We start from the raw sequence: 21,775 nt of genomic DNA on the forward strand, positions 1-21,775 counted from the left end.
AGCACCTGCATGACCCGCTCGATTTCCTTCTCCCGGCCGATCACCGGATCGAGCTTGCCCTCCCGGGCGGCCTGCGTCAGGTTACGCCCGAACTGATCCAGGACCAGGGAGGTCGCGGGCGTCGCCTCACCCGGGGCGCCACCGGGAACCGGCGGCTCCTTGCCGGGGTAGCCGGACAGGAGTTGGATGACCTGCTGCCGTACGCGATTGAGGTCCGCACCCAGCTTGACCAGCACCTGGGCCGCAACGCCCTCGCCCTCGCGGATCAGCCCCAGCAGGATGTGCTCGGTGCCGATGTAGTTGTGGCCGAGCTGCAACGCCTCCCGCAGCGACAGCTCCAGCACTTTCTTGGCGCGCGGGGTGAACGGGATGTGCCCGGCCGGCGCCTGCTGGCCCTGACCGATGATCTCCTCGACCTGCTGCCGCACTCCCTCCAGAGAGATGCCCAGGCTCTCCAGAGCCTTGGCCGCGACGCCCTCACCCTCGTGGATCAGGCCGAGCAGCACGTGCTCGGTCCCGATGTAGTTGTGGTTGAGCATCCGGGCCTCTTCCTGAGCCAGGACGACAACCCGCCGCGCGCGGTCGGTGAATCGCTCGAACATGCCCATCACGCCCCAGCCCGGGCACCCACGTCACCCGCCGGACGGACGGCGGTCAACCCAACGCTGAGTCGTGGACTCTTGGCCACATCCCGTGGTTGACGTGGGCAGCCACTCGTGGCACAGGCAGGCGCTCCACCCACCAGAAGCTTATCCCAACCACTCCAGCCCCGTCGCACCCGAAAGCGACGCGGCAAAGCCTCATGATCAACTGATATGCGCCTTTATCTGCAAAAACCGACAAAACACGCTTTGCATGGGATAGAACGGCTTAAGTAGTAAGCCCACATTCCGGATGAAACGGGGCGTTGAGCCGTGACCAGTTCCCTGAAGTCCTCGGAAAGCCGTGAGGAGCACCAGCACCACAAGCGGCAGAGCCTGAGCACCGCGGCCGCCAGGAACCTGACACACACCACCAAGTCTGTCCCGCAGATGCAGGAGATCAGCTCGCGCTGGCTGTTGCGCGCGCTGCCGTGGGTGGAGGTCTCCGGCGGTACCTACCGGGTGAACCGGCGGATGACGTACCGGCTCGGGGACGGGCGGCTGACGTTCATCAACACCGGCGCCTCGGTCCAGGTCGTCCCGGTCGAGCTGCGGGAACTGGCCGTCCTCGCCCAGGTCGAGGACGAGGAGGTGCTGCGGGCCATCGCGGACCGGTTCGTCCAGCAGGAGTACCAGCCCGGCCAGGTGATCGTGGAGTTCGGCTCGGTGGCCGACAACCTCTACCTGATCGCGCACGGCAAGGTCGACAAGATCGGCGTCGGGGCGTACGGCGACCCGGTCAGCCTCGGCGTGCTGGCCGACGGTGAGAAGTTCGGCGAGAAGATCCTGGTGGCCGACGACCCGATCTGGGAGTACACGGCCAAGGCGATGACGGCGGTGACCATCCTGGCCCTGCCGCGCGCGGCCTTCGCCGAGATCACGTCGCGCAGTGAGGCACTGCGGGAGCACGTGGAGCGCTTCCGGGACAAGGCCCGCCGCCCGCAGAACAAGCACGGCGAGGCCGCGATCGCGGTGACCGCCGGGCACCGCGGTGAGCCACAGTTGCCCGGCACGTACGTGGACTACGAGCTGGCGCCGCGCGAGTACGAGCTGTCGGTCGCCCAGACCGTCCTGCGGATCCACACGCGGGTCGCCGACCTCTACAACGAGCCGATGAACCAGCTGGAGCAGCAGCTGCGGCTGACCGTCGAGGCGCTGCGCGAGCGCCAGGAGTACGAGATGGTCAACAACCCGGAGTTCGGCCTTCTGCACAACGCCGACCTGCGCCAGCGCATCCACACCCGGGGCGGGCCGCCCACCCCCGACGACTTCGACGAACTGCTCAGCATGCGGCGCAGCACCCGGTTCTTCCTGGCGCACCCGCAGGCGATCGCCGCGTTCGGCCGGGAGTGCACGAAGCGGGGCATCTATCCACCACCGGTGGAGTTCCACGGGCACACCGTCCCGGGCTGGCGCGGCGTGCCGATCCTGCCCTGCGGCAAGATCCCGGTCACCGACACGCACACCACGTCCATCCTGGCCATGCGGGTCGGCGAGGACGACCAGGGCGTGATCGGGCTGCACCAGACCGGGCTGCCGGACGAGTACCAGCCGGGGCTCAACGTGCGGTTCATGGGCATCAGCGAGCAGGCGATCATGTCGTACCTGGTCAGCGCCTACTACTCGGCGGCGGTCCTGGTGCCGGACGCGCTCGGCGTGCTCGACCACGTCGAACTCTCCCACTGATGTCCACCTCGACCGTCGAGCTGGCGTCGGCGATCCTGGCCGGCGGCGGCCAGGCCCCGCCCGAGCTGCATCGCCTGCTCAACGCCCAGTACCGGCCGTCCGGCATCGGCACGTCCGCGGCCCGCGCGTTCCTTGCCCAAAAACCCGAAAAATCCGATAAATCAGACGAGCTCTTCTGCCCGGGCGCACTCCGCGACGACCCGGTCCTCGGCGACCTCGTCGACGACCGTGTCGTCGAATGGGCCGGCCAGGTCGGCATCTACCCCGGGCGGCTGGACAAGCTGCGCTCGTACGGCTTCGGCCGCTACATGATGCTGGCCCACCCGGCGGTCATCGACCCGGACCGGCTCGTGGCCGCCGCGAAGTGCCTGGTCGCCGAGTGGGCGGCGGACGACTACTACGTCGACGAGGTGGAGCTCGGCGCCGACCCGGCCGTGGTCGGCTCCCGGCTCGCCAACCTCCTCGCCGTCGTCGACCCCGCCCAGCTGGTCCCGCGGTACGCCACCGACCTCGACGCGCACCACCGGCTCCAGCCGATCTCGGTGGCGTTCCGCACCGCCATGGAACACCTCGCCCGGTACGCCTCCCCGGCGCAGATGGGCCGCTTCCAGAACCAGATGGCGATCCTCTTCCTGGCCTGGACGCAGGAGGCGGACTGGCACGTCAACCGCCGCACCCCGCCGGTCTGGGAGTACCTCGTCCAGCGCCACCTCAACAGCTACCTGCCGCCGATGATCCTGATCGACGTGCTGGCCGGTTACGAGCTGCCGGCCAACGAGTTCTTCCACCCCGACGTGCGCCGCGCCTTCACCACGGCCGGCAACGCCGCGGTCCTCGTCAACGACCTGTACTCGGGCGCCCGGGAGTCGGAGAACGACTTCAACCTGCCCACGGTGCTGGTTGCCAACGAGGGCCTGAGCCGGCGCCAGGCGGTCCTGCGCACCGTCGAGATCCACAACGAGCTGATGCACACCTTCGTCGAGCTGGCGGCCGGGCTCAGCGCCACCGGGTCGCCGAACCTGCGCCGCTTCCTCGCCGACACCTGGGCGTGGCTGGGCGGGAGCCGGCGTTGGCACGCCACCACGGGCCGATACCAGAACGGGAGCTGATCATGACGACCACGGTTCTGCGCACCGACTTCGAGAAGTCCGTCGCCGAGTACTGGAACACGAACCAGCACGATCCGGTCAACCTGCGGCTGGGCGAGGTCGACGACCTCTATCACCACCACTACGGGGTCGGTGTGTACGACCCCACGGTTCTGGAGGGCCCGGCGGAGACCCGCGACGAGCGGATCATCGCCGAGCTGCACCGCCTGGAGAGCGCGCAGGCCGACCTGCTGCTCGACCACCTCGGGCCGATCCAGCCGGACGACGTGATCCTGGACGGTGGCTCCGGGCGCGGCGGGACCAGCATCATGGCCCACCAGCGGTTCGGCTGCGAGGTCGACGGTGTCTCCATCTCGGAGTACCAGGTCGGGTTCGCCAACGAGCAGGCCCAGCGCCGCGGCATCGCCGACCGGGTCCGCTTCCACTTCCGGAACATGCTGGAGACCCGGCTGCCGGCCGGCAGCCGGCGGGCGGTCTGGACCAACGAGACCACGATGTACGTGGACCTCGGCGACCTCTACCACGAGTTCGCCCGGGTCCTGAAGTTCGGTGGCCGCTACGTCTGCATCACCGGCTGCGCCAACGACGTGACCGGGCTGCGCTCGAAGGCGGTCAGCCGGATCAACGAGCACTACACCTGCGACATCCACCCGCGCAGCGAGTACTTCAAGGCGCTCGCGGCGAACGGGCTGGTGCCGCTCGAGGTGGTCGACCTGACCGCCGCGACCATCCCGTACTGGCAGCTGCGGGCCATGTCGCCGGTGGCCACCGGCATCGAGGAGGCGTTCCTCACCGCGTACCAGGAGGGAAGCTTCCACTACCTGCTGATCGCGGCCGACCGCATCTGATTCGATTCCCTTTAGGCCGGGCGTGGCCGGTTGGACGTTCCGGCCACGCCCTTAAAGGTCCAGGGTGAGACGACTGCCGCAGGCGCGGGAGACACAGATCATCATGCACTCGTTCGACTCCCGCTCCGCCGCGGTGAGCACGGTGTCCCGGTGCTCCACCTCCCCGTCGAGAACCTCGGTCTCACACGTGCCGCAGGTGCCCTCCAGGCAGGAACCGAGCACGCTCACCCCGGCCTCGCGCACCACCTCGAAGATCGAGCGGCCGGGCGGCACGGTCAGCTCCTGACCGGACCTCTCCAGCACGACCTCGAACTCCCGGTCGCCGCCGGTGTCCACGGCCTGTCCGGCGAACCGTTCGAGCCGCAGTTCGAGGCCCGCGCACCGCTGCTCCAGAGCGGCGAGCATCGGTTCCGGTCCGCAGGCGTAGATGAGCGTCCCCGGCCGGTATCCGGCGACGATCGTGTCGAGGTCCAGCAGCCCGCACTCGTCCTGGGGACTGACGTGCACGCTTTGCCCGTACCCCTGAAGATCTTGAAGGAACGCCATGGCCGGACGGCGTCGCCCACCGTAATGAAGCTCCCAGGCCGCGCCCGCGGTGTCCGCCGCGCTGATCATCGGCAGCAGCGGCGTGATGCCGATCCCGCCGGCCACGAAGACGTAGCGATCGGCGGGCTCGAGGGGGAAGTGGTTGCGGGGGCCCCGGGCACGCACCCGGTCACCGGCCGCCAGATCGTGCACCGCCTTCGAACCGCCGCGACCGTCCGGGGCGTTGAGCACCGCGATCCGCCACTCGCCCGCGTCGGACGGCGTGCCGCACAGCGAGTACTGCCGGACGAGATCGTCGCTGAGCACCAGGTCGATGTGCGCGCCCGGCGCCCAGTCCGGTAGCGGGCCGCCGTCCGGCCGGGCCAGCCGGAGCGTCACCACGTCCTCCGCGGGGCGACCGGCGTCCACGACCACCAGGTCGATGTCCATTTCACACTCCTCGATCATCAGGAAATGCGGACCGGGAGCGTCTTGATGCCGTTGACGAAGTTGCTCCGGACCCGCCGGACATCGCCGGTCAGCTCCACCTCCGAGATGCGGGGGATGAGCTCCTCGAACATCAGCCGGATCTCCAGGCGGGCCAGGCTGTTGCCCAGGCACAGGTGCGGTCCGCCGCGGCCGAACGACAGGTGGTCGACGTTCTTGCGGGTGACGTCGAACCGGTACGGGTCGTCAAAGACCGACTCGTCCCGGTTGCCCGACGCGAACCACATGACGACCTTGTCGTCCTTGCGGATCCGCTGACCGCCGAGCTCCACGTCCCGGGTGGCGGTACGCCGGAAGTGGTAGACCGGCGAGGCCCAGCGCAGGAACTCCTCCACCGCCCCACGGATCAGCGACGGGTCCTGCTTCAGGATCGCCAGCTGTGCCGGGTTCTGGATGAGCGCGAGCATGGCCTGGCTGATGGTGTGCCGGGTGGTCTCGTTGCCCGCCACGACGAGCAGCAGGAAGTAGTTGTCGAAGTCGGTCGCGGTCAGCGGCTCGCCGTCCTCGGGCACCCGGTTCACCAGCACGCTGACCAGGTCCCTGCCGTCCTGGCCGCGGCGCTTGCGGGCCAGGTCACGTCCGTACTCGAAGACCTCCAGGGCGGCCGGCGAGCGGAACGGCAGATGCTTGTACCGGTCGCTGGACGGATCGGTGAGCAGGAACTCGGAGTAGTCCGGGTCGGTGTTGCCGATCATCTGGTTGCCCCAGTCGATCAGCTGCCCGGTGTCCGACTCCGGCACGTCGAGCAGCCGGGCCAGGACCTGGATCGGGAAGTCGGCGCTGACCTCCTTGACGAAGTCGAACTCGCCCTTGGCCAGGGCGGCGTCCACTGTCGCCCTGGTGAGGCCGCGCAGGAAGTCCTCGTACTGGCGCAGGTTGCGGGCGCTGAACTCGCGCTGGATCAGCCTGCGCAGCGCGGTGTGCCGGGCGCCGTCGGTCTCCAGGATCGAGCGGCGCAGGTCCTGCAGGTCGTCGTCGACGTCCTCCAGGTTGACGAACTTCATCGAGGTGAACGTCTCGGAGTCCCGGTCGATCGCGGTGATGTCGGCGTACCGGGTCACCGCCCAGAAGCCGGTGCCGCGCTCCTCCTCGGTCCAGTGCACCGGAGCCTCGCGGCGCAGGGTGTCGAACTGGCCCCAGGCCTCGTTACGCGCGAAGCGGTCCAGGTCGTCGAGGTTCACGTCCTCCAGCGGCACCGGGATGTGCATCGTTCCCCCTTCGTCTGGTCGTTTGGATACGAACGATAGGTGCGAGGATTGTCGAAGGCAAGGTCAGCGGCTATCGTACGGGTCCAAACGATTGAAGGGACGGACATGCGGGGCTTCTTCTTTCCGCGTACCGCGACCGGGTCGTCGAGCCTGATCCCGAACCCGCCCTGGTACTACTCCGGCGATCTGCTGACCGTGGAGTACCGCACCGACCCGGCCCGGGTGGCGGAACTGCTGCCCGAGCCGCTGAGCCTCGCCGCGGAGGATCCGGGCGCGGTCGCGCTGATCTGGGCCGACTGGCAGTCCTGCTCCGGCAGCCGGGAGGAACTGCTCGACCCGGTGCGCTCCCAGTACCGGGAGGCGTTCGTCGTCGTCCGCTGCCGGTTCGAGGGGCGCACCTACTCGCGGTGCGTGTTCATCTGGGTGGACAAGGACTTCGCCGTCGCGCGCGGAATCCACCAGGGGTACCCGAAGAAGCTCGGCAGCATGTGGCAGACCCGGCCGCACCCGTTCGCCCAGGCCGCGCCTCAGATCGGGCCCGGCGGCGTGTTCGGGGCGACGCTCGCCGCCGGTGACCGCCGGCTCGCCGAGGCGGTGCTGACCCTGCGCGCGGAGTCGGCGACCAACGGCTTCGTCAACGGCCATCCGATGGCCCATCACCGGGTCTACCCGGGTATCGAGGCGGGCGCTCCGGATGCGTTCGCCGAGCTGATCTCCTCCGGGGCCGCCGAGTTCAGCGGTGGCCAGGCCTGGCGCGGTGATGTGGACCTGAAGCTCTACGAGTCGCCGACCGAGGAACTGGCGCGGCTCGAGGTGCACGAGGTGATCGGCGGCTACTACCGCCAGGTCGGCGTGGTCTGGAACGGCGGCACGACCCTGGCGCGGCTGGAGGAGAAGGCGTGATCATCGAGGTCGAGGGCGTCCCGGTCGACACCCGGCACTGGATCGGCGGGCGGCGGGTGTCGTCCGGGCGTACCTTTGCGAATTTCTCCCCCATCGACGAAGCCCACCTCGGTGACATCGAGGCCGGTGGTGCCGCCGAGATCGACGCGGCGGTGGCCGCCGCACGGGCCGCCTTCCCCGCCTGGGCCGCGCTGACGCCCAAGGAGCGCGGCGACATCCTGCGCCGGGTGGCCGACGGCATCGAGGCGCGCGTCGAGGACCTGGCCCGCGTCGAGACCCGCGACAACGGCTCGCTGCTGCGCTCACACCGGCGCGGAGTCATGCCGCGGGTGGCGATGAACTTCCGGTACTTCGCGGACTTTGCCGAGCAACTCGTGCATCTCGACCGGGAGATTCGCGGGCTCCGGGAGCGGATCACCTACGACCCGTCCGGCGTCACCGCGGTCATCACGCCGTGGAACGCGCCGCTGATGCTGGCCACCTGGCGGATCGGCCCGGCCCTCGCCGCCGGCAACACCGTGGTGGTCAAGCCTCCGGAGTGGGCGCCGCTGACCGCGTCGCTGCTCGCCGACATCGCGCACGAGGCCGGGCTGCCCGCCGGCGTCCTCAACGTCGTCCAGGGCACCGGTGCCGAGGCGGGCGCGCCGCTGACCCGGCACCCGGGCATCAACCGGCTGTCGTTCACCGGCTCGGTGCCGACCGCCGGGGTGGTCGCGTCCGCCGCCGCGCCCAACATCGTGCCGCTCTCCTTCGAGCTGGGCGGCAAGTCGCCGCTGCTCGTGCTGGAGGACGCCGACCTGGACCTCGCCGTCGATCTGGCGGTCGAGCAGTTCGACAACGCCGGCCAGGTCTGCCTGGGCGCGTTCCGGCTCATCGTGCACTCGTCGCTGGCCTCCTCCTTCTTGGACAAACTGGTGGAACGCGCCGGACGTCTGGTGCAGGGCGATCCGCGCGACCCGTCCACCGATGTGAGCGCGCTGGTCAGCCGGGCGCATTTCGACCGGGTCTCCGGTTTCGTCTCCCGGGCCCTGGCTTCCGGGGCCCGTGCGGTGCTCGGTGGCGGTCCCGACACGTCGCTGGGCGGCCTCTATTTCCGGCCGACCATCCTCGTCGACGCCGAGCCGGGCAGCGAGATCCTCACCGAGGAGGTGTTCGGGCCGGTTCTGACGATGCAGACCTTCGACACCGAGGAGCAGGGCATCGCGATGGCCAACGACACCCGGTTCGGTCTCGCGGCGACACTGGTCACCGCCGACGCGGCGCGGGCTGAGCGGGTCAGCTCCCGGCTTTGCGCCGGGACGGTCTGGATCAACTGCTTTTTCGTACGGGACCTCGGCGCACCCTTCGGCGGGAACGGGCGCTCCGGGATCGGCCGGGAGGGCGGCACCTGGTCGTTCGACTTCTACTGCGACGTCAAGAACACCGTCTTCGGTAAGGGGCTCTGACCATGGGAGAAATCGTCGGCGCCGGTCTGATCGCCCACGTACCCACCATCGTGCTGCCCGAGCAGACCCGGCGGGAGCTGAACAACGGCGAGGACAGCACGCTCGTCTCCGGGTTGCGCCGGCTGCGCAAGGACGTCTTCGACACGGTCGACTACGACACCGTCGTGGTGCTGGACTCGCACTGGGCGACCACTGTCGAGTTCGTGGTGACCGCACAGGAGCGCCGGAGCGGGCTGTTCACCTCCGAGGAACTGCCGCGTGGCATGGCGCAGCGGCCGTACGACTTCCTCGGCGACCCGTCACTGGCCCACCTGATCGCGAGCAAGGGGCCCTCGCACAGCACCTGGATCACGCCGATCTCCGACGACCATCTGCCGATCTTCTACGCCACGACGAACGTGTGGGAGTTCCTCGGCCAGGGGCTGCCGGACAAGCGGTGGATCTCGATCGGCGTCTGCCAGACCGCGGACACCGAGGACAACCTGCGGCTCGGCCGGGCACTCGGCGACGCGATCCGGGAGTCGGACCGGCGAGTGCTGCTGATCGCCTCGGGGGCCATGTCGCACACGTTCTGGCCGCTGCGCCGGCTTCGCGACCACGAGGCGGCCGGGCCCGAGCACATCTTCAGTCCGGAGGCGTACGCCGCCGACCTGCGACGGCTCGACTGGTTCTACGCCGGTGACCACGCCCGGGTGCTGGCGACCATGCCGGAGTTCTACCGCTACAAGCCGGAGGCCCGGTTCGGCCACTACCTCATGATGATCGGCGCTCTGGGCGAGGGCGACTGCACCGCCCGCGGCCGCCGCTACGGCGAGTACGAGAACTCGGTCGGCACCGGCCAGGTGCACGTCTGGTTCGACGGTCCCTTCGCCCCGCCCCACCGCACCCCCACCGACGCTGACTATGTCCGCCAGACCTCCTGAAGGGACCCCCGTGAGAGAGTTCCGCCGCATCCTGCTCGACGGCACCGCCGTGGACGTCGTCCGGCACGGGGACACCCTGGTCGCCGGTGACGGCCGGTCGGCATCGGCCGACGACGCCGTCCACCTGCCGCCGGTCACCCCCTCGAAGATCATCTGTGTCCACCTGAACTACGCGTCCCGGGTGGCCGAGATGATGACCGATCTGCCGGCCGCCCCGACGTACTTCCACAAGCCGGTCTCCGCGCTCAACGCGCACGGCTCGGCTGTGGTCCGGCCGAGCGGCTGCAAGTGGCTGAACTACGAGGGCGAGATCGGCATCGTGATCGGGCGGACCGTCCGCAACATCTCACCCGCCGAGGCGGGCGACTACATCCGGGGCTACACGATCGGCAACGACTACGGCCTGCACGACTTCCGGGACACCGACTCCGGCTCGATGCTGCGGGTCAAGGGCGCCGACACGCTCTGCCCGCTCGGCCCCGGCGTCGTGGAGGGCTGGGACTTCCGGGGGAAGGGGATTCGTACGCTGGTCAACGGCGTGGTCAAACAGGACGGCACCACTGACGAGATGAAGTGGGACATGCACTACCTCGTCGCCGACATCGCCCGGACCATCACCCTGCAACCCGGCGACGTGCTGCTCTCCGGCACGCCGGCGATCTCCCGGACGGTCTACCCGGGTGACGTGGTGGAGGTCGAGGTCGAGGGCCTCGGCACGCTGCGGAACCACATCGTCTCCGGGCCGGTCGAGGTGCGGACGGACGTGGGGGCCCAGCCGACCGAGAGCGAGGAGGTGCTGTCGACGGCGCAGGGTGGCGATTGGGAGTTCCGCGGCATCCGTAAGCCGCGGGTGGCGTTGTGAGCGTGGCGGACGTCGACTGGATCGCGCTCGCCGGCTCGGTTTCGCTGCCCTCGGGTGTCTTCGTCGGCGGTGAGGAGCGGCCGGCCTCCGATGTGCGCGAGATCGTCACCCCGCGGGACGGGTCGGTGCTGGGCAAGCTCGCCTGGGCCGGCGCTGCCGACGCCGACGCGGCCGTGGCGGTCGCGCGGCGGGCGTTCGACCACGGGCCGTGGCCCCGGACGCCGGCCCGCGAGCGCGGCGAGACGCTGCTGCGCTGGGCCGACCTGGTCGAGGAGCACCGGGACGAGCTCGCGCTGCTGGTGACGCTGGAGATGGGCAAGCCGATCCGGCACGCGTGGGAGATCGAGCTGCGGGCGCTGATCCGGTGCCTGCGGTTCTACGGCGGGCTGGCCGACAAGACCTCGGGCGAGGTGCCGCCGACCGGGCCGGGCGAGCTGGCGATCGTCACCCGGGAACCGGCCGGGGTGGTGGCGGCGGTGGTGCCGTGGAACTTCCCGCTCACCATCGGCGGCTGGAAGATGGCACCCGCCCTGGCCGCCGGCTGCACCGTGGTGCTCAAGACGGCCGAGCAGTCGTCGCTGTCGATGCAGCGGGTGGCCTCGCTCGGCGTGCGGGCCGGCCTTCCGCCGGGCGTCTTCAACGTGCTCTCCGGCGACGGCGCGGTCGTCGGCCGCCGCCTCGGCGAACACCCGGACGTCGACGTGCTGACGTTCACCGGGTCGACGCCGGTGGGGCGGCACTTCCTGCGATACGCCGGGGACAGCAACCTCAAGCGGGTGCACCTGGAGCTCGGCGGCAAGAGCCCGAACATCGTCTTCCCGGACGCGCCGTCGCTCGAGGTCGCGGCGTCCACGGCGGCGTGGGCGGGGTTCTTCAACGCGGGGCAGATGTGTACGGCGGGGTCGCGGCTGCTCGTGCACCGGTCGGTCGCGGACCGGGTGGTGGATCTGGTGGTGGAGGCGGCGGCGGGGTGGCAGCCGGGTGATCCGCTTCTGGCGGGGACCGTGATGGGGCCGCTCGTCGACCGGCGCGCGGCTGATCGGGTGCGCGAGAGGGTGGGAGTGGGTCTCGCGCAGGGCGGGTCACTGTGTGCCGGCAGTAGTGGTGGTGGCGCTGGGCTGTACTTCCCGCCGACCGTCGTCTCGGTTGGTAGAACGAACGTTCTTTCTTGGGAGGAGCTGTTCGGGCCGGTGCTGGCGGTGCAGGTGTTCGACGACGAGGAGTCGGCGGTTGCGATGGCGCGGGACACCGAGTTCGGCCTGGCGGCGGCGGTCTGGACTGGCGATCTCGGGCGGGCGCACCGGGTGTCGCGGGCGATGCGGGCCGGGACGGTGTGGGTGAACTGCTACGAGGAGGGCGATATGACTGTGCCGTTCGGCGGGGTGAAGCTCTCCGGTAGCGGGCGGGACAAGTCGCGGCATGCGCTGGATCAGTACACCGATCTGCGGACTGTCTGGATCAACCATGGGTAGGCCGCTGATCGCGGTTCCGGCGCGGTTCTCGGAGAGTGCTTCGGCTCTGCGCTACCGGGCCGAGGTGGCGGCTGCGGCGCTGGTGGAGGCGGTGTTCGCGGCCGGAGGGGAGCCGCTCGTGGTGCACCCGGCCGGCGTCGAGGTGCGGGAGCGGCTGGCCTTCGCGGACGGGATTCTGCTGCCCGGTGGTGGTGACCTGGCGCCGCGGTGGTCGGGGCAGGCGGTGCACGAGACGCTCTATGACGTCTCCGAGAGCCAGGACGCTTTCGATCTGGCGGTGGCTCGGGTGGCGATCGGGGAGGGGTGGCCGCTGCTGGCCGTGTGCCGGGGTGTTCAGGTGGTGAACGTGGCGCTCGGTGGGGACCTGGTGCAGGACATGACCGAGGTGCTGGGGCGCGATCACCGTCATGTGCGGCACGAGATCGGAGTGGGGGCGCCGCTGGCCGGTGTGCTCGGTGCGGACCGGCTCAAGATCTCCTGCTATCACCACCAGAGCATCGGGCGGCTGGGTGCGGGCCTGGAGGTGACGGCGCGTGCTGAGGACGGGACGATCGAGGCGGTTGCGCTGAGCGGTGGGGTGGGCTGGTTCCAGGGTGTCCAGTGGCATCCCGAGGACACGGCTGCGGGTGACCCGGTCCAGGCGCGTCTGTTCAGCGCCTTCGTCGAGGCCGCGGCCCAGCGAAGCGTGGGGACTTCGGGTTCGTAGCGGGGCGCAACTCCACACGCCTGAGCGCGGCGCGGTGGGCGTGTGGAGTTCGGGTTTGTGGGAGGGCGCGATTCCACACGCCGGGGTGGTTCGGCGACGTGTGGGGAGTTCGGGTTCGGAGCGGGGCGCAACTTCACACGCTTGGGTGGGGCGGTGGGTGTGGGGAGTTCGGGTTCGGAGCGGGGCGCAACTTCACACGCCTGGGTGGGTCGGTGGCGTGTGGGGAGTTCGGGTTTGTGGTGGGGCGTAACTCCACACGCTTGAGGGGGCGCATGGCGCGAGAGGGGCGCTGCGGCCTTGAGGGTGCAGGTGGTCGCGGTTATGTGTAGGAGGAGAGCACGATTGCGCGTACAATATGGCTTTTATGATTTTTGTTGTTCTATGTCTTGGACGATGGTGCGCAGGCTCGCCGTGAGGTCCTGTTTGCGCTTGCTGGACAGGCCCGCGACGACCTTCACCTCGATGGCGTTGAACTTGGGGTAGATCTCGTTCATCAGCGCGATGCCCTCGGGGGTGAGGCGCAGGTCCACGAGGCGGCGGTCGTCCTGGCGCTGTTGTTTGGTCATCAGGCCGCGCGATTCGAGGGTCTTGACCACGCCGGTGAGCGTGCCCTTCGAGATGGCGGCGGCGTCGGCGGCGTGGCGGGTCTCCAGGCCGTCCCAGATCCAGACGACCCAGAGCACCACGAAACCGGTCCAGCTGAGGTCGTGGGGGCGCAGGACCTCGTTGGTGGCGTGACCGCGGACGGCGTTGGCGGCCCGGTAGATGCTCGCGACCGTCTGCGCCGACTCATAGTCCAGCGCGGGGTCCAACTGCTCGATGTGGGCGCGGGCGGCCCGCTCGGTCGCGACGAGCGAATACTGGTCCGTCATTCGCTGATCGTAATCAGAGGTGGTAGGAGTACTCGCGGAACTCCCAGTCGGTGACGTGGCGCCCGAAGCGTTCCAGTTCGTTGCGCTTGTAGGCGAGGAACGTCTTGACGAACTGGGGGCCGAGCAGGTGGATGAGGTCGGTGTCGGCCTCGAGCGCGTCCAGCGAGGCGCCCAGGTCCTGCGGCAGGAGCGCGGCCTTGCTGGTGTCGTATCCGTAACCGTCGAGCGGCGCGGGCGCGGCCAGGGCGTCGCGGATGCCGAGCAGGGCGGCGGCGAGGAGGCCGGCGATGGCGAGGTACGGGTTCGCGGTCGCGTCGCCGAGGCGGAGCTCGAGACGGGTCGCGCCGCCGCGCTCGGGCGGGATGCGGACCATGGCGCTGCGGTTGTCCAGGCCCCAGTCGATCAGCCAGGGTGCGAGGGTGTCCGGGCCGAACCGCTTGTACGAGTTGACGGTCGGGTTGTTCAGCGCGGCGATGGCGGCCGCGTGCTTGATGACACCGGCGATGGCGGCCTGGCCGATCTTCGACAGGCCCCACTCGCCGTCCGGGTCGGCGAACGCGTTGCCGCCGTCCGGGCGGACCGCGGAGAAGTGCAGGTGGAAGCCGGAGCCGCCCTCGTCGTTGAACGGCTTGGCCATGAACGTGGCGAGCCGGTCCTCCATCCGGGACAGCTCCTTGACCGCGGTCTTGAAGCGGAACGCGCGGTCGGCGGCGTCCAGCGCGGCCGAGTGCCACAGGTTGATCTCGAACTGGGCGCTGGCGAACTCGTGGTTGGCGGCGACGACCTCCAGGCCGTACGCGTCGAGCTGGCGCAGCTTCCGGATCAGGATGTTGGAGGGGTCGCCGCGGCGGCCGGTGACGTAGACGTTGCCGGTGGCCTCGCCGTAGCGCCGCCATCCGGTGCTGCTGCCGGCGTCCCGCTCCAGGACGTAGAACTCCAGCTCCGGCCCGACCACCGGGGTGAGCCCGAGCTGCTCGAAGGCGTTCACGACCCGTTTGAGCACGGTGCGCGGGTTGGTCTCGCAGGGCTCGCCGCCGACGTCGTGGATGTCGGCGATGACGTGCGCGACGCCCGGCTCCCAGGGCACGTCCTGCAGGGTGTCCAGGTCGGGGACGGCCACGACGTCGGGCAGGCCGTCGTCGAGCCCGCCGTCGATCGGGATGACGTCGCCCATCGGGCTGGTGGCGAAGACCGACTTGCAGAACGCGACACCGGCCGAGGCGACCCGGGGCAGGTGCGCGACGAGCAGGTCGCGGCCGCGTTCGGAGCCGGTGAGGTCGGCGTACCCCACCCGGAGCACGTCGATACCGCGCGCGCTCAGCTGCTCGGCCGCCTCGGCGAGACGGGCGGGATCCATCGCTGTCACGGAGAGCCTCCCTGGGTCGTTTGGATCCGTACGATAGGGCCCTTCGACTCCGGTGACAAGGGTTACGGGAAACCGTTGACACGGGCGGGGCCGCGGACCACTCTTTGGACCCAAACGTTCGTAGCCGAACGATCAGGAGTCGCTCATGACCCCCTCTTTGGAAACCCCTCCGCAAGCCCCCGACCGGCTCAAACCTAACTCGCTGGGCGTGCTCGGGATCCTCTTCTTCGTCTTCTCCGGGCAGGCGCCGCTCACCGGGATCGCCGGTGCCGCCCCGATCGCCATCGTGCTCGGCAACGGCGCCGGCGTGCCGATGGCGTACCTGGCCGCGGGCGTGATCGTGCTGCTGTTCTCGATCGGGTTCGTGGCGATGGGCCGGCACGTGGTGCACGCCGGTGCGTTCTACGCCTACATCGGCCGTGGGCTCGGGCAGAACGCGGGTGTCTCCAGCGCCGCGGTCGCGCTGTTCGCCTACAACACCATTCAGGCGGCGATGTACGGCCTGTACGGCGTCGTCGTCCAGGGCATCGTCGCCAAGTACACCGGCCTCGACGCGCCGTGGTGGATCTGGGCGCTGCTCACCATGGCGATCGTGCAGGTGTTCGGCGCCCTCGGCATCGACATCGGCGCCCGCGTGCTGGCCGTCCTGGTCGCCGCCGAGTTCAGCCTGCTCGGTGTCTTCGCGCTGGTCACGCTCTTTCAGGGCGGTGGTCCGGAGGGCCTGGCGGTGACCGAGACGTTCAGCCTGAGCGCGGCGCTCTCCGGCGCGCCCGGCGTGGCGCTGATGTTCGCGATCGCGTCGATGTTCGGGTTCGAGGCGACCGCGATCTACGGCGAGGAGGCGCGCGACGCCCACCGGACCGTTCCGCGGGCGACGTACCTGTCGGTCGTGATCGTGACCGGGTTCTTCGCGTTCGTGACCTGGATGCTGATCTCCTATTACGGGCCGTCCCAGGTGGTCGGCGCGGCGGGGGAGGCCCTCGACGCGGGCGACGGCGCCGGGTTCGTGTTCGCCGCGGTGGGCGGGCAGCTGGGCGGCTGGAGCGGGACGGTCCTGGAGATCCTGCTGGCGACGTCACTGTTCGCGGGCATCCTGGCGTTCCACAACTCGATCACGCGGTATCTGTTCTCGCTGAGCCGGGACCGGGTGCTGCCGGCGTCGGTGTCGCGGCTGAACAAGCGGCACGCGCCGTGGCGCGCCGGTCTCATTCAGACCGTGGTGGTCGTCTGTTTCACGATGCCGTTCGCGATCCTGGGGAAGGATCCGGTGCTGACGCTCTTCTCGTGGTTCAGCGGGGTGGCGGTGCTGGCGATGATGCTTCTCTACTTCCTCACCAGCCTGTCGGTGATCGCGTTTTTCAAGGGTCGCCGGAGTTTCACCACCCTGGTGGCACCAATTCTTGGAGCGGCCGGCATCGCCACGGCGGTCTGGCTGATCGTCGCGAACTTCCAGACGCTGATCGGCGGGACGGCGACGACGGCGGTGTGGCTGATCGCCTCGGTGCCGGTGGTGGCACTGGCCGGGCTGATCCTGGGGATCATCCGCCGCCGAGTGATAGCCCCGCACAGCCTCGACTGAGGACCCGAGGGTCGACCGAGGTGCACGCCCTGGCAAGCTTTGCAGCCGTGGAAGCACTTCGGTTGATTCTTCTTTTCGTTCACCTGGTGGGGTTCGCGCTTCTCCTCGGTGGAGCGGTAACTCAGTTTATTTCGGGAAAATTCTGGATCAATCCGGCAATCTTGTGGGGATCGATCATTCAGCTCGTCTCGGGCATCGCGCTCTCGGCGCCGCTCCGCGGTGGTGGCGACGACGAGCCGAGTCCGGTGAAGCTCGGCGTGAAGCTGCTCTTCGCCATTTTGATCTTCATCATGGTCTTCGTCCCACGGAAGCGTGAGGAGATCAACAAGGGTCACTTCATCGGGATCATCGCGCTGACAGTCGTGAATGCGGCAGTCGCGGTCTTCTGGCACTGACCGCAGACTCGGGCATGCCCGCGGCCTGCGCAGGTGGCCGCGCCAGCGTACGCTCGGACAGCCGCCGGTGGACGGCGGTGCCCGTGATCAGGCCAACGGCAGGGTCAAAGGTTCGTTGCGTAGGATCTCTCAGCGCACCACCGCACCACCGCTAGCGAGGGGAACAGATGCCGCTCACTCCGGCAGATATTCACAATGTCGCCTTCAAGAAGCCTCCGATCGGCAAGCGGGGCTATGACGAGGAGGAGGTCGACGCGTTCCTGGACGAGGTCGAGCAGGAGCTGATCCGTCTCCTCGAGGAGAACGGCGCTCTCCGTGAGCAGGCCCAGCGTGGCGGTGGAGGCGGCAGCGCGGCCTCCACGATGGTGCTCAACAACGAGTTCGCCGACCTGGCCGCCCAGCTGGAGCGCCTGCAGGAGGCCCGCGCCCGCGCCGAGCAGAACGCGCGGAACGTCCAGTCCCAGCTGGAGACCGCTCGCCGGCAGCCGAGCGGCCCGCCGGCGTCGGCGGCTGACGACGACCGCAACTCGCGGGTGCTGATGATGGCCCAGCGCACCGCCGACGAGCACATGCGCGACGCGCAGAGCGAAGCCGACAACGTGATCTCCGGAGCGCAGGACAAGGCCGAGCAGCTGATGGCCGACGCCCAGCTCAAGGCCGGCACGATCGAGAGCGACGCGCGCCGCAACCACACCGAGGCGATGGACAGCCTGGTGGAGAAGCGTGCCGCCCTGCTCGACGAGATCGACCGGCTGGGCCAGCTCGCCAACAGCTACCAGGAGGCGCTGACCAACCACGTCACCCAGCAGCTGATGGACCTGACGAGCAGCCCGGACTCCGCGGGGCGCGAGCTGACCTGAGCAAGGTTCATGACAAAGGCCGGTGCCATTGGCACCGGCCTTTGCCTGTTCGGGCTCGCGAGAGGTGGGGTCCGCCCCGTCAGGGACGCATCTCGTAGGCTCCGACCAGGTTCAGAACCTGCTCCCACACGCGGGCGGTGCGGTCCTCGGCGACGACAGGCCGGCGCACCTGTGACAGTGCCCAGGCGGCCTGCTCCTCGGTGGTCGCGGACTTGCCGTGCAGCTCGGTGGCGTACCCGGAGAAGTCCCGGACCAGGATCCCGAAGATCTCGTCGAGCAGGTCGCCGTCCAGGCCGGTCAGCTCGGCCTGCTCCAGGATCAGCTGACCGTAGACGACGAGCGCGAACAGCTGGCCGAGCGAGAGCAGGAAGTCCAGGTCGCGCTGCTGCTCCTCGGTCGGCGCGTGCTTGAGCAGCAGCTCGCACAGCCCGTCGGCCTGCTCGCGGAACCGGGCCACGTTGGGAACGGCGGCGTGGGCGTCGTACGCGATCCGCCAGTCGTGGAACCGGATCTGCCCGAGTCCGCGGGCCGGGCCCTGCCGGAACAGGAACTCGTCGTCGGCCGCGTCCTGCCGGGTCGGAACCGGATCGTAGGAGGCCGGCTGGAACAGGTAGTTCGGCATGAACTTGAGGATCAGCGCCAGGTTGACGTGCACGGTGCCCTCGAGCTTCGGCAGGCCCCGGATGTCACGGGCGGCCTTGTCGAAGTAGGTGTCCGCCTCGAAGCCCTTCGCGGCGATCACGTCCCAGAGCAGGTCGATGACCTTCTCGCCCTCGGTGGTGACCTTCATCTTGGTCATCGGGTTGAACAGCAGGTAACGGCGGTCGTCGGGCCCGGCCGACCGGAAATAGTCCACGGCGCGGTCGGCGAAGAGCTTCATGGCGACAAGGCGAGCGTACGCGTCCGTCAGCTCGCGGCGTACGTGCGGGAAGGCGGTGACGGGTTTGCCGTACAGGAGCCGGCGGTGCGCGTGAGTGACCGCCTCGTAGGTGGCGTGCTCGCAGATGCCGATCGCGGCGGTGCACAGGTTGAACTTGCCGACGTTGACGGTGTTGAGCGCGGCGTCGAAGGCGGCCTTGCCGGTGTGCAGGACGTCCTGTTCGCGTACCGGGTAGTCGTCGAGGTGGAACTCGCTGACGAACATCTGCGAGTTCACCACGTTCTTGACCAAGCGGTAGCTCGGGTGGCGGCTGTCGGCGGCGAAGAACACGTAGCCGTCCGGGCCCTCGACGTCGGCGCGCCGGCCGAACACCGAGACGAGCCCGGCGACGTTGCCGTTGCCGATGTAGTACTTCCCGCCGTTCGCGACGAAGCCGTCCTTGGACGGCGTCAAGATCATGTCGGTGGCGTAGATGTCGGCGCCGTGCGCCCGCTCGGAGAGCCCGAACGCCGTCACGTGCCCGTCCTCCAGCAGGCGGGCGGCGTGCGCGCGGGCGATCGCGTTGTCGCTCTGCCAGACCGGCCCGAGCCCGAGCACGGTGACCTGCCACGTGTACCAGTAGTTCAGCCCGTAGAAGCCGAGGATCTCGCTGAGCGCGGCGTTGCGGGCGGTGTCCCAGCGTTTCGCCGGGTCGTCCGCGGACGGCGTCAGGAACTGCGCGAACAGCCCCTCTTTCGCCGCGAAGTCGAGAAAGTCCTGATACCAGGCCCGGTCGATGTACGTGTCGAGCAGCGCCTTCTTCCCGCGCTCCTCGAAGAAGTCGATGGTCGCGCGCAGCAGCCGCCGCGACTCCGGGTCCAGATGCGCCGGGTCGTACGTGTGCGGGTTGAGGAGCACCGTCCTGCCTTTCAGAGTTCTCTTCACAGTTCTCGGAGAGTGGTGAGGACGTCGTCGAGCCAGTCGAGGAGCATCCGCTCGTACGCGATCCCGCCGCGCAGCACGACATGCTGCAGCCGCTGCCCCGCGTCCAGCTCGGCACCGGCCGGGAAATCACGCTTCTCCCCGGTCAGATAGCGGTGCAGCGTGGCCTCGTGCTCCGCCCGGTAACGCCGCACCTCGTCGACCAGCGCGGCCCGGCCCTCGGCGTCGTCGAACGCCGCACCCCGGATCTTCACCGCCAGCTCGTGCCGCACGGCCTCGGGCTGCACCGGCGCCCGCAGCCAGGTGATCAGCTCCGCCTGCCCGGTCGCTGCCACGGAGTAGGCCCGCTTGTCCGGCCGCCCGTCCTGCCCGATCTCCTCGGACACCACCCAGCCGTCGGCCTCCATCCGCTTCAGCACCCGATAGATCTGCTGATGCGTCGCGGTCCAGAACCGGCCGATCGACCGCTCGAACCGGCGGGCCAGCTCATAGCCGGAGCCGGGCTGCTCGAGGAGGGAGACGAGGATCGCGTGCTCCAGGGCCATGCCCGCCATCCTCCTATGCAACTCGTTGCATAGCAACCGAATCGCTGTGATTCGTTGCACGGGTGATTTAGTCGGTTATGACACGATATGGGGATGACGATCTCCCGCCGGGCTGTTCTCGGTGTCGGGGCTGCGGCGCTGACCGGGGCGGCTGTTCGGCCGCGTGAAGGGCCGGCCCCGGCGGACTGGGCGGCGCTCGACGCGTCCATCGACGGGGACGTCGAGACCCCGGGGGCGGCCGGCTACGACGTGGCGCGGCAGCTGAATGATCCGCGGTTCGACGAGGTTCGGCCGCCGGCCGTGGCGCGGTGTGTGAGCAGCGCTGATGTCAGCGAGGTGGTGCGGTTCGCGCGGCGGATGCGGATTCCGGTGGTTACGCGTGGGGGTGGGCACTCCTATGTGGGCGCGTCGGTTGCGGCGGCCGGGGTGGTGATCGATCTGCGGGGGATCGAGGAGGTGCGGGCGGACCGGGGGAGCGCCACGGCGGAGATCGGGGGCGGGGCGCGGCTCGGGGACGTCTATGAGCGGCTCGGTGCGGCGGGGCTGGCGATCCCTTCGGGATCTTGCGGGTCGGTCGGGATCGGCGGGGTCACGCTCGGCGGGGGGATCGGCATGGGGGCTTCGGCGTACGGGCTGACGTGCGATGCCGTCACCGGAGCGGAGGTGGTCGGCGCCGACGGCCGGGTTCGCTCGGTGGACGCGGGGCGCGAGCGTGATCTGTTCTGGGCGCTGCGCGGCGGCGGTGGCGGTCAGTTCGGTGTCGTGACCCGGTGGCGGATGAGGGCCTACCGGACCGGGACCGTCGGGACGTTCGTACTCACCTATCCGTGGACCGACGCGCGACGGGTGGCGGCCGGGTGGCAGGAGCGTCTGCTGAAGGCGGGGGACGAGACGTGGTCGGCGTGTCAGTTCGCCTCGGACGATCGGGGTCGTTTATCCGTACGCATAAATGGTGTTGTCTTTGACGGTGACCCGGCCGACGAGGCCGCGGAGATCGCGCGTGCGGTGGGCCGGGAGCCCGCGACGACCAAGCTGGACAGCCGCCCGCACCTGGACGTTCTCCGGGATCGCGCGGGGGAGGCGGACCGGGCGACCGAGCTCGTCGGCAGTGAGATCTTCCGGCACGTGCTGCCGGCGGCCGGAATCGCGGCACTGCTGGCGGTCGTGGAGCGGCGTGCGCGGGACGGGCGGCCGGGTCTGGCGAAGTTCAAGCGGATGACCGGTGCGGTGGGGCGGGTGAATCCTGCGGCGACGGCGTTCCCGTGGCGTGGCGTGCACACCATGCTGCAGTGGCTGGTCACGCCGGGTGCTTCGGACGCGGCTACCGTGCGGGACGGCTACGCGTGGATCGAATCCGGTCATCGGGCGGTGCGGAAGTGGTCGGCGGGGCGCTACGTGAACTATCTGGAGCCGTCACCCGCGGTGCTTCCTCGCTACTACGGCGCGAACTTCGCCCGCCTGCGGTGGATCCGGACGGCGGCCGACCCGCACGGGCTGTTCCGGTCGCCCTACGCTCTCTGAC

The 21,775-nt window shown here is 69.5% G+C and carries 20 protein-coding genes; 13 read left to right on the forward strand and 7 right to left on the reverse strand.

Annotation, left to right across the window (positions count from 1 at the left end; genetic code table 11):
- The coding region (locus AB0M02_RS43395; RefSeq protein ID WP_364238362.1) for a Clp protease N-terminal domain-containing protein at nucleotides 1-602 on the reverse strand (602 nt) is incomplete at its 3' end.
- A 312-nt stretch (nucleotides 603-914) separates the two neighbouring features.
- Here AB0M02_RS43395 and AB0M02_RS43400 point away from each other — a divergent pair.
- Genes AB0M02_RS43400 through AB0M02_RS43410 form a run of 3 tightly spaced genes read left to right on the forward strand, consistent with a single transcriptional unit; the run spans nucleotide 915 to nucleotide 4,284 of the window.
- Nucleotides 915-2,327, forward strand: a complete 1,413-nt coding sequence (locus AB0M02_RS43400; RefSeq protein ID WP_364238363.1) for a family 2B encapsulin nanocompartment shell protein — start codon at nucleotides 915-917, stop codon at nucleotides 2,325-2,327.
- Complete coding sequence (locus tag AB0M02_RS43405; RefSeq protein WP_364238364.1) at nucleotides 2,327-3,436, forward strand: family 2 encapsulin nanocompartment cargo protein terpene cyclase; 1,110 nt, start codon at nucleotides 2,327-2,329, stop codon at nucleotides 3,434-3,436. The genes AB0M02_RS43400 and AB0M02_RS43405 overlap by 1 nt, the downstream gene beginning before the upstream one ends.
- 2 nt (nucleotides 3,437-3,438) lie before the next feature.
- Nucleotides 3,439-4,284 (forward strand): geranyl diphosphate 2-C-methyltransferase, encoded by an 846-nt coding sequence (locus AB0M02_RS43410; RefSeq protein WP_364238365.1) that lies wholly within the window; start codon nucleotides 3,439-3,441, stop codon nucleotides 4,282-4,284.
- A gap of 51 nt (nucleotides 4,285-4,335) precedes the next feature.
- Here the strand turns inward: AB0M02_RS43410 and AB0M02_RS43415 are convergent, their stop codons facing one another.
- Nucleotides 4,336-5,259 carry a PDR/VanB family oxidoreductase gene (locus tag AB0M02_RS43415; protein ID WP_364238366.1) on the reverse strand — a complete coding sequence of 308 codons (924 nt, stop codon included), beginning with the start codon at nucleotides 5,257-5,259 and terminating at the stop codon, nucleotides 4,336-4,338.
- A gap of 17 nt (nucleotides 5,260-5,276) precedes the next feature.
- On the reverse strand, nucleotides 5,277-6,524 hold the full coding sequence (locus tag AB0M02_RS43420; RefSeq protein ID WP_364238367.1) for a cytochrome P450: 1,248 nt from the start codon (nucleotides 6,522-6,524) through the stop codon (nucleotides 5,277-5,279).
- Nucleotides 6,525-6,629: 105 nt separating this feature from the next.
- Here AB0M02_RS43420 and AB0M02_RS43425 point away from each other — a divergent pair, with 105 nt between their 5' ends.
- From AB0M02_RS43425 to AB0M02_RS43450, 6 genes are read left to right on the forward strand one after another with little or no spacing between them, the layout of a single operon-like run.
- A complete protein-coding gene (locus tag AB0M02_RS43425; RefSeq protein ID WP_364238368.1) occupies nucleotides 6,630-7,427 on the forward strand; it encodes an acetoacetate decarboxylase family protein in 798 nt (265 codons plus the stop codon).
- Nucleotides 7,424-8,872: an aldehyde dehydrogenase gene (locus tag AB0M02_RS43430; RefSeq protein WP_364238369.1), complete on the forward strand. Its 1,449-nt coding sequence runs from the start codon at nucleotides 7,424-7,426 to the stop codon at nucleotides 8,870-8,872. Before AB0M02_RS43425 ends, AB0M02_RS43430 begins: the two co-directional genes overlap by 4 nt.
- A 2-nt stretch (nucleotides 8,873-8,874) precedes the next feature.
- Nucleotides 8,875-9,795: a catechol 1,2-dioxygenase gene (locus AB0M02_RS43435; protein ID WP_364238370.1), complete on the forward strand. Its 921-nt coding sequence runs from the start codon at nucleotides 8,875-8,877 to the stop codon at nucleotides 9,793-9,795.
- Between the two features lie 10 nt (nucleotides 9,796-9,805).
- Nucleotides 9,806-10,657, forward strand: coding sequence for a fumarylacetoacetate hydrolase family protein (locus AB0M02_RS43440; RefSeq protein WP_364238371.1), 852 nt, complete (start codon nucleotides 9,806-9,808; stop codon nucleotides 10,655-10,657).
- Entirely contained in the window at nucleotides 10,654-12,129 is a 1,476-nt protein-coding gene (locus AB0M02_RS43445) for an aldehyde dehydrogenase family protein (protein WP_364238372.1), read from the forward strand. The genes AB0M02_RS43440 and AB0M02_RS43445 overlap by 4 nt, the downstream gene beginning before the upstream one ends.
- Nucleotides 12,122-12,835 carry a gamma-glutamyl-gamma-aminobutyrate hydrolase family protein gene (locus AB0M02_RS43450; RefSeq protein WP_364238373.1) on the forward strand — a complete coding sequence of 238 codons (714 nt, stop codon included), beginning with the start codon at nucleotides 12,122-12,124 and terminating at the stop codon, nucleotides 12,833-12,835. Before AB0M02_RS43445 ends, AB0M02_RS43450 begins: the two co-directional genes overlap by 8 nt.
- Before the next feature lie 362 nt (nucleotides 12,836-13,197).
- On the opposite strand, the gene AB0M02_RS43455 is transcribed toward AB0M02_RS43450, so the two are convergent.
- On the reverse strand, nucleotides 13,198-13,707 hold the full coding sequence (locus tag AB0M02_RS43455) for a MarR family transcriptional regulator (RefSeq protein ID WP_364238374.1): 510 nt from the start codon (nucleotides 13,705-13,707) through the stop codon (nucleotides 13,198-13,200).
- A gap of 13 nt (nucleotides 13,708-13,720) precedes the next feature.
- Complete coding sequence (locus tag AB0M02_RS43460; RefSeq protein ID WP_364238444.1) at nucleotides 13,721-15,064, reverse strand: glutamine synthetase family protein; 1,344 nt, start codon at nucleotides 15,062-15,064, stop codon at nucleotides 13,721-13,723.
- A gap of 154 nt (nucleotides 15,065-15,218) precedes the next feature.
- Here AB0M02_RS43460 and AB0M02_RS43465 point away from each other — a divergent pair, with 154 nt between their 5' ends.
- The 3 genes from AB0M02_RS43465 to AB0M02_RS43475 all read left to right on the forward strand — a co-directional run bounded on the left by AB0M02_RS43465 (nucleotide 15,219) and on the right by AB0M02_RS43475 (nucleotide 17,907).
- Nucleotides 15,219-16,652 (forward strand): APC family permease, encoded by a 1,434-nt coding sequence (locus AB0M02_RS43465; protein ID WP_364238375.1) that lies wholly within the window; start codon nucleotides 15,219-15,221, stop codon nucleotides 16,650-16,652.
- Between the two features lie 47 nt (nucleotides 16,653-16,699).
- Nucleotides 16,700-17,047 (forward strand): hypothetical protein, encoded by a 348-nt coding sequence (locus AB0M02_RS43470; protein WP_364238445.1) that lies wholly within the window; start codon nucleotides 16,700-16,702, stop codon nucleotides 17,045-17,047.
- A 167-nt stretch (nucleotides 17,048-17,214) separates the two neighbouring features.
- A complete protein-coding gene (locus tag AB0M02_RS43475) occupies nucleotides 17,215-17,907 on the forward strand; it encodes a DivIVA domain-containing protein (protein ID WP_364238376.1) in 693 nt (230 codons plus the stop codon).
- A 79-nt stretch (nucleotides 17,908-17,986) separates the two neighbouring features.
- Here AB0M02_RS43475 and AB0M02_RS43480 read toward each other — a convergent pair whose 3' ends face one another.
- Both AB0M02_RS43480 and AB0M02_RS43485 read right to left on the reverse strand, forming a co-directional pair.
- Nucleotides 17,987-19,711 carry an acyl-CoA dehydrogenase gene (locus tag AB0M02_RS43480; RefSeq protein WP_364238377.1) on the reverse strand — a complete coding sequence of 575 codons (1,725 nt, stop codon included), beginning with the start codon at nucleotides 19,709-19,711 and terminating at the stop codon, nucleotides 17,987-17,989.
- Nucleotides 19,708-20,253 (reverse strand): PadR family transcriptional regulator, encoded by a 546-nt coding sequence (locus AB0M02_RS43485; RefSeq protein ID WP_364238378.1) that lies wholly within the window; start codon nucleotides 20,251-20,253, stop codon nucleotides 19,708-19,710. Before AB0M02_RS43485 ends, AB0M02_RS43480 begins: the two co-directional genes overlap by 4 nt.
- A gap of 93 nt (nucleotides 20,254-20,346) precedes the next feature.
- Between AB0M02_RS43485 and AB0M02_RS43490 the strand changes: the two genes are divergently transcribed.
- Entirely contained in the window at nucleotides 20,347-21,774 is a 1,428-nt protein-coding gene (locus AB0M02_RS43490; RefSeq protein WP_364238379.1) for an FAD-binding oxidoreductase, read from the forward strand.
- Nucleotide 21,775 lies beyond the last annotated feature (1 nt).

This window comes from Actinoplanes sp. NPDC051861, assembly GCF_040681145.1.
In the GTDB taxonomy this organism is placed as follows: domain Bacteria; phylum Actinomycetota; class Actinomycetes; order Mycobacteriales; family Micromonosporaceae; genus Actinoplanes.